The organism is Acetobacterium carbinolicum, from assembly GCF_047456275.1.
Lineage (GTDB): Bacteria > Bacillota > Clostridia > Eubacteriales > Eubacteriaceae > Acetobacterium > Acetobacterium carbinolicum.
In genome coordinates this window covers 463981-482458 of the sequence record NZ_CP173357.1, presented here as the reverse complement: position 1 = coordinate 482458, position 18478 = coordinate 463981, and the positions used below count along the sequence as shown (strand labels likewise).

The following is an 18478-nucleotide window of genomic DNA, read 5'->3' as shown; positions in this document are numbered from 1 at the left end:
ATACTGTTTTCTGGTTGGGCTTATTTCCGGTTGCCGCTTATTTCATTCTCCAAAATCACGGCTTGTTCGATCGCCCCTGACTTTTTTCTCAGCAGTCGCAAAAATGTTAACACCGCACCAAAAAGACAAATGACTGCCGCGGTAATATAAACGTTGCTCATACCGTTAATAAAGGCACCATTTTGACCGGCCACATAATCTGTTACACGATAACCCAGCTCTGCACTCATGCTGCCATAAAGCAGGGTGGTTGCCAAAGCAATCCCGGTAACCATGCCCATATTTCGGACCAGAGCATTGATACTCCCGGCAATCCCCAGTTGATCTCTTTTTACGGTTGACATGATCAAAGAATTGTTTGGCGATTGAAATAAACCCATCCCTACCGATAAGACAACAATGAAAATAACCATGGTTGTCAGGGTGGACTGCTCAGTCAGGGTGGACATCAGGAACAAACCCAAACTGATCAGCAGTAAGCCAATGAAGGTTAGCAATTCTGATCCAATTTTGTCAGACACATGACCACTAACTGGTGCCAGCACCGCTAAAACGAGCGGGAAAATCATCATCATTAAACCCGCCTGCTCCGGAGAATAAATCATCACATCCTGGAGATAGAATGGTTGAATAATATTGTTGCAGAAGAGTCCCACAAAGGTAATAAAGGCACAGAATATACTCAGTGAAAACAGTTTGTTTTTGAAAATATAAAGCGGAATCAACGGGTTTTCGCGTTTTTGTTCAACCCGTATAAATGCGATAAATGATCCGATCGACACGATAAAGCCAGCCAGAATCAGCGGATTGGTAAAACCCAGACTTTGCACCTGACCCAGTGCCACAAATAATGGCACGATGCTTAGCATAAACAGAACAGCCCCCAGTGCATCCAGTCTCACTGTTGCCTTTTTATTGCTTCTCGGTAGCAGCTTAATGGCAAAAAACAAGACCACCACCCCCACCGGTACATTGATCAAATAAATATACTCCCAACTGGAAGCACCGACTATAATTCCTCCCAAACCAGGCCCTACCAGAGATCCCAACGCCACAGATGTACCCGTTAAACCCAGGGCCTTACCCCGCTGTGTTGCTGGAAAGACCTGGGTAATGATGCCCTGATTATTGGCCATGGTTGCCGCAGCACCAACCGCTTGAACAATCCGGGCACCGATAAGTACCGGAAATGAACTGGTGATACCGCAAAGCAACGAACCAACGGTAAACAATGCTATACCGAAAGTAAAGATCCTGGTTTTACCCAGCATATCTCCCAGTTTTCCAAAAATGAGAATAATCCCCACAATGACAATCAGATAGCTGGTCACCACCAGTTGAATCTGAGATGTGTCAACATCCATTGCCCGGGCCATCTGGGGCAGAGCCACATTGACGATACTACTGTCCAGGGTTGCCATAAAGGTGGACATCACCACAATTAGCAGAATCGGCCATTTATTTTTTTCATAGTTTTTTTTCATTTACTTCCTCCTCAGTTCTTATCTGCTGGGTTCGCATAAATATTTTTTTCATCGCTGCCAGGGTTACTTCTTTTTCTTCTTGGGATAAATCTACTGTGATTAAGTCCACAATCTCCTCAATTTCCCTGTGCATCTGAGGTAGTATCGCTTTAGCTTTTTCTGTCAGATAAAGCTGATAAGCTCGACAATCCCCGTCTTTTCCGACCTTATAAACATATTTCAGCTCAATCAGGCGTTTGATGGTGCGGGTGGTCATCGCTTTGTCATTACCGATTTTTATACTGAGTTGATGAAGGCTGACACCCTCGCTTTTTTCCAGAATAAAGAGATAGGACATCGAACCACTGCTTAAATCATATTTTTTCATCACCTTGTCCAGTTGAATCTGATTGTTTCTAAATATTTTATTGTTGAGCATAATAAAATGCATGTTTTCAATTTCCAATGTATTCTCTCCTTCTACAATTGACTAGTCAATCTTATCTTAAATTATTTTCGTTGTGTTGTCAATCATATTTTTCGAACATTATCAATCCACAACATTCCGGGTAAATGACGACGGCCAATGGGTAAGGAAACCATTCTGTCAAATTTTCCTATTGTGAATTAAATGAATTTAAATCATGCAATGCATAAAATATGATTGAGTTTGCTAAAACGATCGGATATAATGTTGGATGTTAATAAACAGATTCGATTGAATACCCTTGCTGTGAAGAGTAACAGCATCGATGCGCGCATTGATCAGTGGTATAGTCTTTCAAAGAAAAGTGGTGAATTAAACCTGAATTGTTGTTTAAACACATTTAAATCCATACTAAAAAGGAGTAAAAATGAAGCATGAAATAAGTTTATTGTCAAAGATCCTGTTGACGGTTGTTTTACCTGTTGCTTTGATTTTTTTAGCAACCGTTAGCGTTTCTATGTATGTTTTAAGTCAGAACATTGATCAATTTGCAAGTGTTCTAAACACCATGATCCTCATCAATACCATCGGATTGGTTGTGATCGTTAGTGTGATTGTACTTGGCTTGAAAGACCCCTCTAACAAAATATCGCATCTTATCAAAGTTGCCAATCGAATCGTTGATGGTGATATTGACGTTAACTCCGAAACCGTACAACCACGTGATGAGTTAGAACGATTAGGCTACATCTTAAATGAAATTGCGGCAGATCTCAAATCACAGATTGACATTGCTAATCGCCTTGGTAATGGCGATTTATCGGTTGTCATCACGCCAACCTCTAAGAGCGATCTAATGGGAAATAGTTTACTGAGCATCCAAAAATCCGTTGAAAACGTTTTTACTTGTCTAAAAACACTACCTGAAGTCGCGACAGCAGAAGTAGATTTGAGCGGAGATTATAAAAGTGCGATCGAACAACTCAATTTGACCATAAAAGAAGTCTTAAATGAAAAGGATTTCTTTATGGCTATTCTTGATGCAATGCCATATCGTGTTACCACCGTTGATAATGATTCGAAGATTACTTTTCTTAATAAAGCCCTGGGGGATTTGATGAAAAAAACCGGAACTGCCGAACATCGTGAAGACATGTATGGCACTAACTGTTCGGACTGTAATCTACAAATGTGCAAAACCGAAAATTGTGGTGTTACAGCATTTAAAAAAAGTGGCCGAATCGAATATCCGTTTGAATTCAGGGACCGATACTACCGGATGGACACAACGGCTATTGTAGATAAAAACGGTGAAACGATTGGTTATCTGGAAGTTTCTCACGATACAACGCCAAGCGAAAGTGTTGCCCACTATACAAAAAAAGAAGTCCTCCGTTTAGAAGAGAACTTAGAACAATTGTCGGCTGGAAATCTGGATTTCAATCTGGATATTCAGAAGCCAAATGACTATACCAATGAGACCTACGAACAGTTTATGACTATTGAAAACAACTTAATCAAAGTAAAAGATTCAATTAGTGTTCTCATCGAAGATGCAACCCAGCTTACCCGGGCAGCTATCCAGGGTGAACTGGATACCCGGGCTGATGAAACAAGCTTCGGTGGTTCCTGGCAAAAATTGATTAAGGGTATGAATGCTATTCTTGAAGAAATTTCAAAACCAATAAATGAAGTTTCTGCTACGATGGATGAGATGTCCGAGGGAAATTTAAACGTTTCCGTGAATGGCACCTATCAAGGACGTTTTGAAGCCCTAAAAACATCAGTTAACTCCATGGGAAGCCGATTCAGAACAGTCGTGACTGAAATTTCGGCAGTTACTGAAGAAATTGGCAATGGAAATCTTAGTATTAACGATGTAAGAGTCTATCAAGGCGATTTTAATGCCATTTCTATTTCTCTCAATACGATTATCAAAAAATTAAACACGCTTTTGAGTAATATCAACGATGCGGCTGAGCAAGTAAATGCCGGTGCCAACCAAATCTCTGACAGCAGCCAATCGCTGGCTCAAGGTTCCACTGAACAAGCCAGCTCAATTCAGGAATTAACAGCATCCATCGCTGAAATCGCCGACCAGACTAAGCACAATGCAGTTAATGCAAACCGTGCCAATGAATTAGCTACAGAAGTCGCTAAAAATGCTGATAAAGGTAATTATCAGATGACCGAAATGCAGCGTTCAATGGTCGATATTAACAAGTCTTCTGATGATATTTCAAAAATCATTAAAGTCATTGATGATATTGCCTTCCAGACTAATATCTTAGCCCTAAATGCTGCAGTTGAAGCCGCTCGGGCCGGACAACATGGCAAGGGATTTGCAGTCGTCGCCGAAGAAGTAAGAACCCTAGCCGCTCGCAGTGCTGATGCTGCAAAAGAAACAACCGAACTTATCGAAGGTTCAATCGGCAAGGTTCAGGAAGGTACCAAGATCACCGATGAAACAGCAGCAGCGCTGGATGAAATTGTCGCTGGCATTGGTCAAGTTACGGGCCTGATTGGTAATATTGCCAGCTCTTCCAATGAACAAGCTACCAGCATTGCCCAAATTAATATGGGCGTTGAACAAGTTGCCCATGTTGTTTCGCAAAACTCGGCCACAGCCGAACAAAGTGCGGCGGCCAGTGAAGAATTATCCGGCCAATCGGTTTTATTAAAACAAATGATTGACCAATTTCAACTGCGATAATTTTCCTGTTCCTTACCAAAATAAAAGCCATCACTTTACGTGGTGGTGGCTTTTTTATACCCATTGATCTTAAAATCAAGATGATCCTGATCAATCGGTTTTATTTATACCAATCGTTTTAACCCCGCCGCATCGATCAAGCGATTCACCAGATCCGAACCGATTCCGATGACGGTTTCCTCATGGGTAAAATCCGTGATTTTTTCGTCAAAAAGAATGGTTGCCTGGGCGGGAAGTTCATCATCGCCATCCCAAAATAGAAACCGGATGGGCATACAGACAAACGCCATCGCCTGAAAACCGGCGTCTGAATTAGGCAGCCGCTCAAACCCCAGCTTTTCCGCGGTATCTATCAATTGCTGGGTTTTGCCTTCAAATGTTTTAGCAAAAGGAGCGAGAGTCGATTTTTTAAATGCCGGACTAAACGGCGCTGCGCCCCGGAGCTCATGAAGGGGAATAAAATTGCCGGAATTTTTCGGTGCTTGTTTCGAAAAATGAAATAAGTGGTAGATGGCTGATTGGGTGTAAAAATCCGGCACTTCTTCCGGTTTATCAACGCGGCTAATGCTGGCATCGGTGCGTTTAATTTCGTAGTTAACGCCAAAGTAAGTGATCGGTAAATTAGCCGCATTATACCCGGGCAGCCCCAGAGCAGCATAGCGCTCTTCGTAGTCAAACTTAAGCGCCTTGAGTCGCCAATACTCGCACACTTTTTTGTAATTATCTTGTTCCATCGTCATCTCTCTTTCTAATTTTTAATACATGGCTTAAACTTTAAGGGTGATGGTTACCAAACCACCTTGGGCCGTGTTGCCAACGACAAGCTGACCGCCATGCTGCTTCACAATGTTGTCGGCAATATAAAGTCCCATCCCGTGGTGCTTATGATCGGTTCTACTGGTATCTCCCATGAAAAATTGCTCCTTCCCATGGCGTAATGCCTGGGCTCCAAAGCCTTTTCCACCATCACAAATGGTCAAGATAAGTTCACCGTCTTTTTTCTTTACTGTTACTGCAATGGTCTCCTGGGACGGTGTAAATTCAACGGCATTTCCCATCACATTCATGATCGCCCGATATAGCTTTTCCAGATCCGCTTGAATCACTTCCTTAGCTATATCTATTTCCTGCCAGTTGAGTTTAATGTTCTTTTTTATAATCAGACCCTTAGTCTGTTCATGAATTTCATCAAGCAAATCTTTAACTGCTACCTTTTTAAGCGTCAGCCCTTGCGGTGTCTCCGATTTTGAAAGCTCAACTAATTTATTAATATAGCCTTCTATTTGAGTCGCATTTTCAATGATATATTTCTGATACAACATTTGCTCCTGATCTAAGGTCGTTTCACCCAACAGCTCCACATTTCCTTTAATAATCGTTAATGGCGTTTTGATATCGTGGGCTAAAGCAGAAATTTGTTCCTGCTTTCCTTTTTTAATCTGCCATTGCTGCAGCAACGACTCTTTTAACGCATCCCGGAGATGGTACAGGCTGTCCAGTACCTGATTGATTTCACACACATCGCTGCCACCCAGATCAAAATCCAGATTCTGATTTTCAATATTCCAAGAAGCCTGCTGCAAAACCGCTATTTTTTTGCCTAAGTATTTACCAAAATTGATGGATAGAATCAAAATCAGGATAACTATTTCAAGTCCAAAGACTCCAATCCAAAGGGCTTCCAGCTTCGGAAATGCCTGACGCAAGTGCATATCACTAAATTGCAATGAGATTGGATAGGTAATTAGGAGCACTTCATTTTCTCTTTGGATCACATAAATAAATTCTGATCCACTAAACGATGAATCGCCATTTTCATAATTCTTCCATATCTGCCCGATTTTTTCAAGATGCTCTGGTCCATTCTCTGGAAATGAACCATATTGATAATTACCAGTTACATCATAGACCCCAAAATCAGACCCGTCGGGAATCATGTCAAGGGTAATGGTACTTGCTCTTTTTAGTGTCGCACTATTTTTTTGAATAAAGGATTCAGCGTAATTTGCCGGATATACAATCTTTGAATCAAGCGCATAGTTTAAAAGTCCATAATTGACTCCGATAATGAGTAAACTAAATCCCAGCATGCACCCCAGAAAGTAAATAAATATCCGCCGCAACGATTTATTTTTACCCCTTATGCGTCCCATTTGTAGCCCACTCCCCAAACCGTTTTGATGGGCTCCTCTTTGCTTAATGCAAATTTACCGCGAATGTTTTTGACATGTTCGACAATTACACTATTATAACTCTCGCCAAAAGCACCAAAAACCGACTCATAAATCTGTTCTTTGGAAAACACCTGCCCATGATGAAGTGCCAGCAGCTCCGATATTTCATACTCACTTTTCGTTAGTGCAACGGGAGTATCATCGACATAGCAGGCTTTGCGGGACATAAAAAAATGACAATTCCCGACCGTAAAAGCATGGCTCTTTTGGCGTGATTCCCGTCTTAAATGGGCGTCAACCCGGGCTCGCAGTTCGGCAATGACAAATGGTTTAGTCAGGTAATCATCGGCCCCCAGACCAAGACCATAAATAATGGCCGCTTCTTCCGCTTTGGCCGTTAAAAAGAGAATCGGACAATCGACCTGATTTCTGATTTTGTGACATAATTCAAAACCACTCATCCCCGGCATCATCACATCCAGGATCATCAGCTGATAATAATCCAATTTTTCTTTTAAAACATCTTCCGGTATTTCAATTTTTTTTATCTGATGACCATTTTTACTCAGGACATTGGCGATTAAATCCAACATCCCGGGGTCATCATCGACCACTAATATGTTTGCCATCACCCGCTCCTATTCTTCCGATTTACGGCCTTCCCAGCTTGAAAACCACACCATTAGCAGTCCCACCCCCAAAATCGTCACCACAATACTCAAAGCAATGCCAAGCCGCATCATCGGGTCCTGGATCATGACACCCTTGCCACTTTGGGTCATCATCGTCCAGGTAAAACGGATGCTCCAGGCGCAGGGAAAATAGGCCCACCGGCCATCCCCCATGCCGGTTCTGAAAAGGGCCACAATGAGGGCTTCAAAGATCCCAATACCAACAGAAACCGATTTTGAAAAACGCAGACTTAAAAATAGATGAAGCGCATACAAAAACAAACTGCATCCAAATAAAATGCCGGTCAATGCAAAATACGTTCCAATCGTCAATGTCTCGGTCATTTGTGACATGCCAAGATAAAAACCAATCACGGCCATAAGGGTACTAAGCCCTCCAAGCACAATTAGTACGAGGTATTTACTCATTAAAGCCGGCCACTTAAACGGATAGACATTTAACAGGTTGCGGTAATTCCCGGCCTGGTCTTCAGCTTCGGCGACCATGGCGGTAATCACACCAGAAAGAATCGGAAACGCCACACAGATCACTGTAATATAAGTTTTTTGTTTCATAAAGACGTCCATTGGACTCACCGCATAATAACTCAAAAACACCATCAACCCTAGCGCTGGCACCAGCACGTGCAGCCACAGAACCGGGGTTGATTTAAGTTTTATTATATCAGTAATCAGCAGATTTTTAAACTTCATTATTTTCCCTCCCGCTCTTTAAAGGACCAGGCCGTTGCTGCCACTAGCATGATAAAAACGAGCATACAACCGAGTGCCGCACTCCAGATTCCATTGTCAGCTAATAATGGACTGCCTTCGGGAACCGGTAAGCCATTGGGCAAAATATGGAGAATCGGGCACATCAAGGCCACACCAACACCATAGGGGGAGTACTTTATAATTGATTCACTTCCAAATGATACCACCGATAAAATAACCATGCCGACGTTAAACAGCGTTGCCACAAAAAGATTGAAACGATCCGCCAGAAACATACAAATCGGAATCTGAAAAAGAAAGGTTAAAATTAATATGCTCATGGCCAATAAGTTGGCCTGTAAGGAGATCGTCGCTTGATCAATTAATCCCATCATGGCAATGCCCAACATAAAAATCAGGCTGGAGCCTAAAAACAGTAAACTGACATAAAGTGTTTTGCCAATCCAGAATAAGGCTTTTTCTCTTGGATAGAGAAACAGCCCTTTATACTCAAGATTCTTATCACGACCGATGACCATCGCCGCTAAAATAGCGATGAGCCCGGGCAGAAACATGACCACCCACCAATTATAGGCGCCGTTTTGTCCCCCACCTAAAAAATAGCAAAGCAGGAGCGTCATAAGGGGTGCCAGAATAACAAACTTGTTCACCGCTGACCGTTTACTTTTTTGAAACTCGGATTTTATGATGGCTAACATATGTATTCACCCTTGTTTTTTCGGATCACATCCATAAATATCTTTTCCAAGTCTTCACCTTTTTGGACGGCGCCCTGATAACCGACGACCCCATTCGCGATGATTGAGACCTCATCGGCAACCAGTGCCACTTCCGATAGAATGTGACTAGAAAGAATGACGGTGATCCCATGGGATGGGAAGGAACGAATTAATTCTCGCAATTCTTCGATCCCCACCGGGTCCAGGCCATTGGTTGGTTCATCCAGAATCAACAGCCGCGGCGTATTAATAATGGCTAAACCGATTCCTAAGCGTTGCTTCATACCCATCGAAAAATTTCTGGTTTTCTTTTTGTCGGCACCTTCTAAACCAATCAGCGCTAGCACTTCCTCAGCTCTTGAGCTGGGCAGTTCATAGAGGGTACACGCCACCTTTAAATTCTCCATGGCAGTCAGATTGGGATAAATGCCCGGGTTTTCAATCAGGGCCCCAATTTTAGCTAAGTCTTTTCTTTCCCAGGGTGTTTCTTCAAACAAGATCTCCCCATCCGTCGGCCTAATCAATCCGGTGATCATTTTTAACAGCGTTGACTTCCCGGCCCCATTTGGCCCCAGCAGACCATAGACAGAGTTTTCTTTAACCTTAATCGACAGGTCATTGACCGCCTTTTGATTTTTAAACTGTTTCGTCAATTGTTTTGTTTCTAAAATTATTTTTTCCATGAGTTCCTCCAATTTGTTTGTTTATTTAGTTAAATTACTAAGTTTGCTTACTAATAATCTTACAAAGCAAAGATAAGGAATTGATAAAGATCCAGAAAACTTCTGCAATTTAAGTATTTTATTAATCTTTTCGATCTTTACTCACAATTTGAACCTTTTCTTTTTTAACCAACTGCAGCTAATCACGCAAAAAAACAGCTGACTGTTAGCCCGCTGTTTTTCTTGGGGTGAGAGGAATATTATAACTTTTATAATTCATTCGTCACATGAAATAAGATCTGAAAAAAATCGGTTCTTCTAGAAATTAAGCAAATCATTAAATTCTTTTTGAATTTTACTAAATTCTAATTTGCCAAAAGCTTTATTTTCGCGTTTATTAAATACATGTTTTGCATATTCATCAATTATTTCACGATTGTTCTGGCTTGCCTTGGCTTTTATAAATCGCAACGATTTAAATCCTGCCACCACAATGGATACATCCTTTTGCCCATAAAACATAATTTGATTATAGGCATCATACAGCAGCACTTCAAAATCAAAAGCTTCGTAGATTATAAAGCCAAATTCATTTTGTTCTTTTAAGATAATATATCCTTTTTCGATATTTGCTAAATTTCTTAACAAAACACCCATGATCTTAAGACAATGAACTGCCGTATTTGGATCATTTATCCCTGGCGAAAGTGCTTTTAAAGCGATTTCAACGATCTTTTGAATTGTAAAACTAAAGTCTTGAGCCTGCGTTTTTTTATTTCCGATCAAAATACATTGATGAAGTTCATTTAATACGATTTCAGTAAAATCTTCAAAACCTTCGAAATAAATTATTAAAATCCTCGTTTCCGTTGAAACGAATTGCCCGACAACTTTTTTAAAACAAACAATACACTTATATCTCTGTGCAAATTTTTTTAATCTTTGGTAATTTATTTCTTGAATATAACCATCGGACCGAGCAAATATTTTAATAAAATTCTTTTTGTCTATTATTTTTTCCAATTTGACTTCTGAAATAATTTCTGACTCTTTTGCAAAATTAGTATACTTTTCAATTTCTCCGATTGCTTCTTCATGAAGTCTAGATATTAAATCACTGGCTTGAATATGGGTTGAAACATTATGGATGAATAATAGGAAATATACCAGACCGACTATGATATAAATAACACCTACACTGGCCGCAATTACAAGATTACCATCTTTATTTGTGTCAATAAACAACAACGAAGTAATCGCATAGATAAATCCACTCAGAAAAATACCAAAAGATTTCATTGTTGTCTTATTATTTAAAAAATTTTCTACAACGCGTGGTGTAAACTGTGAAGAATACATCGTCAACACTACCATCGTTGTCGAAAAAGTAAAGGTCGAAATTGTAATAAACGCTCCTGCAATAATACTCAATACTGCCTGGGCTAAAGAAGATGTCGTATAAAATAGCTCATTTACATAGTTCAATGATTCATCAGTATACGTTTTATCGATGATTGTAATACTAATCGAGAGTACGAACGCAAACAAACTATAAATCGTTGGATACAACCAGATGCTTGTTCGAATCTTATTAATTATTTTTTTCATTCAATCATCCTACTTTCATTATTTATCAAAAGCATTTTTTATTTATGCGCAATAATGGCAACGAAACCGCCAAAATTTGCCATTGCTTTGATTCTCATCAAAACTAACACCACCTATGGGCTATTGATCTCATTGTTCGATTTTACTTCAATGGGAGGCATTTTTGTTAACGCAAAAGTTGCTGAGGCAAACTTAACCTGACCTGAACTGCTTTCTACCCTCTCAAGGATTTTTGTGAATAGCTGATCCTTTACACCCACACGCATTTTATAGTTCACCACATAACGAAGGCTAAACTCTACCCAGTTATCATTGGCAATAATATTTACCATCGGATGGGTTGAGGCGTTTTCAATCAGAAATTTTTGTACCATGATCTCCCAATGCTTCTCCGCTTCATCAGAATAGTCGCTTACCACTTCCTGAGCTACATCATAGAGAATTTCTCTTGCCAGAGTGTAATTACTTCCATATTGAATCGGAACCTTAATCTCATCCCATAAAAAAGGAAAATCTGCGGAATAGTTGTATACGGGTTCCTTGAATACAAAGCTGTTGGAGATTCTAACAATTCTGCCATTGTATAAATCCCCTTCTACCCATTCGCCTATTTCCATAATGGTGGTTCGCAGCACACCGACATCAATCACGTCGCCTTTGATTCCGCCCATCAATACCCGGTCCCCAGATTTATAAATGTCGCTGGACAAGATCGCCATCCATCCAGCGATGCTTGTAATAACTTCCTGTAGTGCAAAAGCAATCCCAGCTCCGGCAATCCCCAAAAAAATTGTTAACGATCCCAGGCTCTCGCGATAAATAATTGAGATCAACAGTAGAATGAGAAAATAGCCCACAAGGTTAATGGCCTTTCTGGTTCGATAGGAATTATTTTGATCGTTGATGTGTCTGCTCAGGCGAGACCGAATCAAGTTTTTCGCCGTCAAAATTAGGATCACGCCTGCTACCACCAGAACCAGTTGCAAAACGCGAGGATTTTGCATCATAATGTCGAAATATTCATCCATGGAAACCTCCTCTATTTTTGACTGTTTCACCTGCACTATCATATTTTTTATTATAGCATTTATCGTTGTGGAATCACTGTATTTATTATCACTTTTCAAAATTAGCACAAAAAAACAGCCGACTGATATAAAGTCCGCTGTTTTTTCTTTGGTTGAGGTGGATGTTACTACCTAAATAATTTAATTCATGAACCTTGAAATAAAGTTGAAAAAGAGTGACCTCTTCAAACTTTATCATATAACACGATTGATCAAGGGAAAATGCCTTTTATTTCTTCTGCATAAATCAATCGTTTTAAGGCAATGATATAAGCAGCCATCCGTAATGAACATTGGGACTGCTGACTTTCTTCCTGGATCTCAATAAAGGCGGCCGACATGATCTTTTCCAAGGTTTTATTAACCTGCTCCCGATTCCAGGTTAGAATTTGAATATTTTGTACCCACTCAAAATAAGAGACAATGACCCCACCGCTATTGGCAAAGATATCCGGTACCAACACGATACCCCGTTCTTTTAGCAACGCATCGGCTTCCACACTAGTCGGTCCGTTAGCGCCCTCAACAATATACGAGCATTGCAGTTTTGGAGCATTTTCAGCATTAATCTGATTCTCCAGTGCCGCCGGGATTAGCACATCGCATTTACAGGTTAGTACCTCCTCATGGGAAATATGGCTGACCCCCGCTTTCTGATAATCCTTTAACTGATTACATTTAATCTCCAGAAACGTTGAGACTTCATCCGCATCCAGACCTTCTTCGCAGTAGATGCCCCCGGAGACATCGCTTAAAGCCACAATTTTACTACCGCGATGAAAAAGAATCCGGGCTGCATTGCCGCCAACATTGCCCATCCCCGAAATTGCCACTGAAATATCCGCAAGCGTCTTGCCATCCCGTTCCAGAATCAGCTTGGTACTGATAGCCACCCCTCGACCAGTAGCCGAATTTCGTCCTTTTGAACCACCCAGCTCCAGTGGTTTTCCGGTAACCACGCCGGGACAGGGCTTGCCCTTTAGCATGCTGTAGGTATCCAGAATCCAGGCCATTGTTTGGGCGTTGGTATTGACGTCCGGTGCTGGAATATCGGTATCAGCACCAATTAGTGGTTCGATGGCAAAGGCATAGCGTCTGGTCAGTTTACGGAGTTCCCGCAGCGACAAGGTATCGGGATCTACCCGCACCCCGCCTTTAGCCCCACCATAGGGGATATTGACCACTGCACATTTTAGCGACATCCAGGTCGCCAAAGCCTTTACTTCATTTAAATTACAGTCCTGATGAAAGCGGATTCCACCTTTAAAGGGTCCCCGAATATTGGAATGTTGAACCCGATAGCCTTCAAACACTTTTACCGCTCCATCATCCATTTCGACTGGTAAATAGACCTTTGTCTCCCGCTGAGGATTTTTAATGATCTCAAACATATATTGATTCATCCCGCCAATTTTCATTGCCTCTGTCATTACATCGACCACGTTTAAATATGGATCATAAAATTCTCTCATATACTTGTCTCCTGTTTATGATTTGTTGTGAACATCAACTGAAAACAATCATAAACTTAAACCATTTACATTGTCAATCACTCAATGTAAAACGATGATACCTAATTATTTTAAGTGTATATCCCTAATTTAAAAAGTTTTTTCGCTTTTCTACTTAATTTAATTATGCTACACTAGTGTAAAGAATGTACGTTTTTTACATCAACAGTATATTTTCAATTATTTTCAACGCGTTCAGGAGATTAAAACCATGAAAAACAAGTTACTGGATTCCATCGATCTGCAGATCTTAAATCTGTTACAAAAAAACGGACGGATTTCAATCAAAGATTTAGCTGCCCAGGTTTACCTCTCATCACCGGCAGTTTCTTCACGGATTGAGCAATTGGAGAAAAACGATTATATTTGCGGCTATCAGGCAGTGGTGAATCCCATCAAGATGGGTTATCATATCAAGGCCTTTGTTAATCTTGAGGTTGAACCCGTTCGCAAAAAAGAATTTTATCCCTACATTAAGACCTGCATCAATGTGATTGAATGCAATTGTGTCACTGGGGATTATTCGATGCTGCTGGAAGTTCTTTTCCCCAGCACCAGTGAACTGGACAGCTTCATTGGGGAGCTGCAACAATTTGGCCGAACCAAAACACTGATTGTCTTTTCGACTTCGATAGAACACCGGGGGATTGCGTTTTCCCAGGAGGAATAATACATTTGGGGCTCATTTTACGTCGCCTTATATTGTCTTCTTATGTCCCCTTGTGAATCTTGCAAAGCAACGATCCACAAGCGATCATAAAAAGACTTCTTCATTTCCTTCTGCAAAACTTATTTGAGCAGCATCTTATTTACAGCGTTAATTAGTGCTAAGGCACTGGCGTGCATCACATCCTGTTCGATGGCTTTACCTGAAAACAACTGCTCATTGCAGCGAATTTGGGTGGTGACCTTTCCCAGGCTCCCTTTACCCCGGCTTAAGCTGTTGATCCGATAATCGATGAGTTCAATGGGTTCACCGACCGCTTCCATAATGGCCCCATAAAGAGCATCAATGACACCGGAGCCGCTCTGGCTGACTGCCACTTTTTTATCACCTCGAGCCAGCTTTACCGTTGCTGAAGGTAAGCCGCTGGTCACCTGTAGCTGATAATCGACCAGCTGCCATAATTCCGGGCTAATGCCACTGCTGGGGACACCACTGTTTTTTAGCAGGGTCAGCACGTCATTATCATAGATTTCTTTTTTAGCATCGGCCATGGTCAAGAATTGCTGATAGCAATCTGCCACTGATTCCTCGGGGATATCAAAGCCCAGACCCTGAGTGACATGCATAAAGGCATGTCGGCCTGATCTGGCGGTGAGGACAATTTCCATTGCCGGCGCCCCGATGGTTTCCGGATCCATAATTTCATAAACATCCTTTGATTTAAGCAGTCCATCCTGATGGATCCCCGAAGAATGGGCAAAAGCATTTTCTCCCGTGATGGCCTTGTTCACCTGAAGATCCAGCCCCATGGTGGCACTGACCATCCGCGAAGTTTCGTAAATTTTTTGGGTATCCACCGTGGTATGTCCGCCATAATAAGCCGGGTGGAGCGAAATCCCCATGACCACTTCTTCCAGCGCGGTATTTCCAGCCCGTTCACCGATGCCATTGATGGTACACTCCACCTTATCCGCCCCGTTTTTAACGGCTGCCAGGGTATTGGCGGTGGCCAGACCAGTGTCATTATGACAGTGAACACTGAGCATCACCTGAGGGTCAAGATTCTTCAGTCGGTCATTAATGCGGTAGATCAGCTTGCCAAATTCTTCGGGAATGGCAAAACCGACCGTATCCGGCACATTAATGATGGTGGCGCCCGCCTTAACCACCGCTTCAATGGTTTGCCAGAGATACTCAAACTCTGAGCGGCTGGCATCTTCCAGCGAATACTGAACCTGGGGCAGCAGGCTGCTGGCATATTTAACTGCGCCGACCCCCATCTCAATGACTTGCGCCGGTGTTTTTCTGAATTTCTTAGCGACATGTACATCCGACGACCCTAAAACAATATGAATCAGCGGATTCTCAGCCTCCCGAATACTCTCATAAATGCAATCAATATCCGCTTGCACCGCCCGACCCAGGGCGGCAATCCTGACGTCCTGGCCAATTTTGCGACTGATCGCCCGAACGGCCTCAAAATCCCCCTGGGATGACGAAGGGAAGCCCACCTCCATCATATCGACCTTCATTTTGGCAATCTGCTCAGCCACCTCCAGTTTTTCGCTTAGATTCAATTTGGCTCCCGGTACCTGTTCACCGTCTCTTAAGGTTGTGTCAAAGACATAAATTTTTCGTGACATACGCTTTCTCCTTTTATGAATTTTGGGTAAAAAAAGCTCCCTGACATCTCAATCAGAGACGAAAAGGGAGCTTTCCGCGGTACCACTCTTATTCACACAGACGACTGTATGCACTTTATCGATACCCTTTATCCTGCCCCTGAAGATTCTTTGTATAAAAATTTTGCAACCACGATTCCGCTCCGCTTCATCTTTGGTTCGTGGGCAGTCGCCAACTGCAAGCGAGCTTGCGATTGGCGACTGCCTTCACGCAAAAAAACGCCTGTCTCAAACGAGACAGACGAAAAATCTGCTATACCACTCTATTTTATACGACGATCTTCAATACGGGTTTAACAAAACCGATATCCATCCCTTATAACGGTGGGCTTCCGTCTTAACCTACTTTTTCACTGAATTTGGTATCAGGATCGTATCATCAGCGCTATTTCAGCAAGCAACTCAGAGGTGAGTTCATCGTCTTCTGATTTCTGCTTCACACCACCCAGCAGATCTCTGAAAATCATCCAATAACTACTATTCCTCATCAGCGTCTTTTTGATATTTTATATATCATAAACGAATCCAAGCCCTTTGTCAACCCAATAAAAAAAGCAGCCGTTCAATGAACAGCTGCCAGTGATAGTGAAGTGAAAAAAGATGTCGAAACTTTTCTCACATCACAGATTCTAACGCATTAAACTTAACGCTCTCTGTAAACATGCATTTACTTAAGCATATGTTAAAAAAAGGTGAAAATTAGTGCAATTTATTTCCAGATATTCCTAAATCTTTTCCGACAAGACGATCCCACCAATCCTTAATTGAATGTGATTGACTCGAATTATCCGATCCTGGGTCAGCGCCGAATTTCCCGGGCAATTTTCTTCGCGGTGGGTGTGTCGGCCAGACCCCCTTCTGCCGTTTCTTTTAATGTTTTGGGCATCGCATCGCCAACGGCTTTCATCGCACCAATCACCTCATCGACCGGGATAGTACTCTTTATCCCGGCTAGAGCCATCTCTGCCGCAACCAGGGCATTGGCTGCTCCGCTGGCATTACGCTTGATACAAGGCACCTCCACCAGCCCGGCAACCGGATCACAAACTAATCCCAGCACACTTTTTAAGGCCATCGCACAGGCATGGGCACACATTTGTGGGGTACCACCCATTAATTCAACCGCCGCGGCTGCGGCCATTGCCGCGGCACTGCCGCATTCTGCCTGACAGCCTCCCTCCGCACCGGAAACGCTGGCCTTTTGGGCAATCACCATGCCGAGTCCGGCGGCGGTAAAAAGGCTCATCACCACCTGATCCTCAGCTAAATGGTGTTCTTCTTTTAAGGTCAGCAAGAGGGCCGGAATAATCCCGCAGGAACCGGCCGTCGGCGCCGCGACAATTCTACCCATGCAGGCATTCACTTCAGCAATCGCCAACGCCTTTGCCAGGGTTTCACTCAGCACCTTCCCGCTAAGGGCTCTGCCGGCATCAACCGCCTGTTTCATTTTATTGGCATCACCGCCACTTAAACCGCTTGCCGACAAACTCTGTGAAGTGAGTCCCTTTTCTGCTGCGGCCGCCATCACATGAAGGCTTTTACGCATCAGCTCAAAGAGTTCATCGTTTGACTGTTCCATATGCAAGGCCTGATCCTCAAGGACCAGCTCCGAAATTCGCTTCCCTTTTTTTGTGGCCTTATCTGCCAGTTCCTGTATCGAATCATAACTAATCATCTTCACTCCTAATAGATCGGTTCAATTAATACTGCCTTTTTTACCGTCTTCACCGCTTCGATTGAGCAAACCAATCCACCTTTAACCGCCTGATCGGTTTCAATCACCATCATCGCCTCACCGCCGCGATGGGAACGATACATATTCAGCTCAGCAATGTTAATCCCATGATCCGCCAGCAGTTTAGTTACGGCCGCAATCACCCCGGGCGTATCGGTGTGGGGAATCAGCAGAGTATAATAGTCGCCCTTGAATTTGACATTGATCTCGTTAATCCGGTTGACTACAATTCTGCCACCACCGACTGAAGATCCCTGGACAATTGTTTTTTTTCCCAATTGATCGACCGATGAAATCAAGGCCGTATTGGGGTGAACCGCTTGATTACCGGACTTTCTAAATTTAAAACTCATTCCCGCCTGCCTGGCCAGCGCCAGACTGTCTTTAATCCGCTCATCGTCTGGTGCCATGCCCAGCAGGCCGGCAATAATCGCTTTATCCGTTCCATGTCCCTTATAGGTTTGGGCAAAGGAGCCATAGAGTTCAATGGACACCGCAACCGGCTGTCCGCCTGCGACCACTCGGGCTATTTTGCCGATTCGCACCGCTCCGGCAGTATGAGAGCTGGACGGGCCCACCATAATCGGTCCGATAATATCAAATACATTCATGCCAACCTCCACTTTGGGGCAACCACTTTTTCA

The 18478-nt window shown here is 42.6% G+C and carries 16 protein-coding genes and 1 other annotated feature; of the genes, 2 read left to right on the top strand and 14 right to left on the bottom strand.

Annotation, left to right across the window (positions count from 1 at the left end; genetic code table 11):
• Positions 1-20: 20 nt before the first annotated feature.
• Positions 21-1484 carry an MFS transporter gene (locus ACIZ62_RS02220; protein ID WP_414151140.1) on the bottom strand — a complete coding sequence of 488 codons (1464 nt, stop codon included), beginning with the start codon at positions 1482-1484 and terminating at the stop codon, positions 21-23.
• Positions 1468-1929, bottom strand: a complete 462-nt coding sequence (locus ACIZ62_RS02215; RefSeq protein WP_414151139.1) for a MarR family winged helix-turn-helix transcriptional regulator — start codon at positions 1927-1929, stop codon at positions 1468-1470. The genes ACIZ62_RS02220 and ACIZ62_RS02215 overlap by 17 nt, the downstream gene beginning before the upstream one ends.
• 388 nt (positions 1930-2317) lie before the next feature.
• Here ACIZ62_RS02215 and ACIZ62_RS02210 point away from each other — a divergent pair, with 388 nt between their 5' ends.
• Positions 2318-4603 (top strand): methyl-accepting chemotaxis protein, encoded by a 2286-nt coding sequence (locus ACIZ62_RS02210; protein ID WP_414151138.1) that lies wholly within the window; start codon positions 2318-2320, stop codon positions 4601-4603.
• Between the two features lie 104 nt (positions 4604-4707).
• On the opposite strand, the gene ACIZ62_RS02205 is transcribed toward ACIZ62_RS02210, so the two are convergent.
• The 9 genes from ACIZ62_RS02205 to ACIZ62_RS02165 all read right to left on the bottom strand — a co-directional run bounded on the left by ACIZ62_RS02205 (position 4708) and on the right by ACIZ62_RS02165 (position 13711).
• Positions 4708-5337 carry a DUF3786 domain-containing protein gene (locus ACIZ62_RS02205; RefSeq protein WP_162624495.1) on the bottom strand — a complete coding sequence of 210 codons (630 nt, stop codon included), beginning with the start codon at positions 5335-5337 and terminating at the stop codon, positions 4708-4710.
• Positions 5338-5370: 33 nt separating this feature from the next.
• A complete protein-coding gene (locus ACIZ62_RS02200) occupies positions 5371-6756 on the bottom strand; it encodes a sensor histidine kinase (RefSeq protein ID WP_414151137.1) in 1386 nt (461 codons plus the stop codon).
• Positions 6744-7406, bottom strand: a complete 663-nt coding sequence (locus ACIZ62_RS02195) for a response regulator transcription factor (RefSeq protein WP_322519629.1) — start codon at positions 7404-7406, stop codon at positions 6744-6746. The genes ACIZ62_RS02200 and ACIZ62_RS02195 overlap by 13 nt, the downstream gene beginning before the upstream one ends.
• 9 nt (positions 7407-7415) lie before the next feature.
• On the bottom strand, positions 7416-8162 hold the full coding sequence (locus ACIZ62_RS02190; protein WP_322519630.1) for a lantibiotic immunity ABC transporter MutG family permease subunit: 747 nt from the start codon (positions 8160-8162) through the stop codon (positions 7416-7418).
• A complete protein-coding gene (locus tag ACIZ62_RS02185; RefSeq protein ID WP_111888168.1) occupies positions 8162-8881 on the bottom strand; it encodes a lantibiotic immunity ABC transporter MutE/EpiE family permease subunit in 720 nt (239 codons plus the stop codon). The genes ACIZ62_RS02190 and ACIZ62_RS02185 overlap by 1 nt, the downstream gene beginning before the upstream one ends.
• The gene (locus ACIZ62_RS02180) at positions 8875-9585 is read right to left on the bottom strand and encodes a lantibiotic protection ABC transporter ATP-binding protein (protein ID WP_111888169.1); all 711 of its coding nucleotides are present in this window, start codon (positions 9583-9585) and stop codon (positions 8875-8877) included. The genes ACIZ62_RS02185 and ACIZ62_RS02180 overlap by 7 nt, the downstream gene beginning before the upstream one ends.
• A gap of 297 nt (positions 9586-9882) precedes the next feature.
• Complete coding sequence (locus ACIZ62_RS02175; protein WP_111888170.1) at positions 9883-11172, bottom strand: DUF2254 domain-containing protein; 1290 nt, start codon at positions 11170-11172, stop codon at positions 9883-9885.
• 113 nt (positions 11173-11285) lie between these two features.
• Positions 11286-12200, bottom strand: coding sequence for a mechanosensitive ion channel family protein (locus tag ACIZ62_RS02170; RefSeq protein WP_111888171.1), 915 nt, complete (start codon positions 12198-12200; stop codon positions 11286-11288).
• A gap of 251 nt (positions 12201-12451) precedes the next feature.
• The gene (locus ACIZ62_RS02165; RefSeq protein WP_111888172.1) at positions 12452-13711 is read right to left on the bottom strand and encodes a Glu/Leu/Phe/Val family dehydrogenase; all 1260 of its coding nucleotides are present in this window, start codon (positions 13709-13711) and stop codon (positions 12452-12454) included.
• A gap of 265 nt (positions 13712-13976) precedes the next feature.
• Here ACIZ62_RS02165 and ACIZ62_RS02160 point away from each other — a divergent pair, with 265 nt between their 5' ends.
• Positions 13977-14420: an Lrp/AsnC family transcriptional regulator gene (locus ACIZ62_RS02160; RefSeq protein ID WP_111889741.1), complete on the top strand. Its 444-nt coding sequence runs from the start codon at positions 13977-13979 to the stop codon at positions 14418-14420.
• A 119-nt stretch (positions 14421-14539) separates the two neighbouring features.
• Here ACIZ62_RS02160 and ACIZ62_RS02155 read toward each other — a convergent pair whose 3' ends face one another.
• The 3 genes from ACIZ62_RS02155 to sdaAB form a co-directional block, all read right to left on the bottom strand.
• The gene (locus ACIZ62_RS02155) at positions 14540-16060 is read right to left on the bottom strand and encodes a 2-isopropylmalate synthase (RefSeq protein ID WP_111888173.1); all 1521 of its coding nucleotides are present in this window, start codon (positions 16058-16060) and stop codon (positions 14540-14542) included.
• A gap of 51 nt (positions 16061-16111) precedes the next feature.
• Positions 16112-16599, bottom strand: a binding site (T-box leader).
• A gap of 299 nt (positions 16600-16898) precedes the next feature.
• Positions 16899-17774 (bottom strand): L-serine ammonia-lyase, iron-sulfur-dependent, subunit alpha, encoded by an 876-nt coding sequence (gene sdaAA, locus ACIZ62_RS02150; RefSeq protein ID WP_111888174.1) that lies wholly within the window; start codon positions 17772-17774, stop codon positions 16899-16901.
• A gap of 8 nt (positions 17775-17782) precedes the next feature.
• On the bottom strand, positions 17783-18445 hold the full coding sequence (gene sdaAB, locus ACIZ62_RS02145) for an L-serine ammonia-lyase, iron-sulfur-dependent subunit beta (protein WP_111888175.1): 663 nt from the start codon (positions 18443-18445) through the stop codon (positions 17783-17785).
• Between the last annotated feature and the right edge of the window lie 33 nt (positions 18446-18478).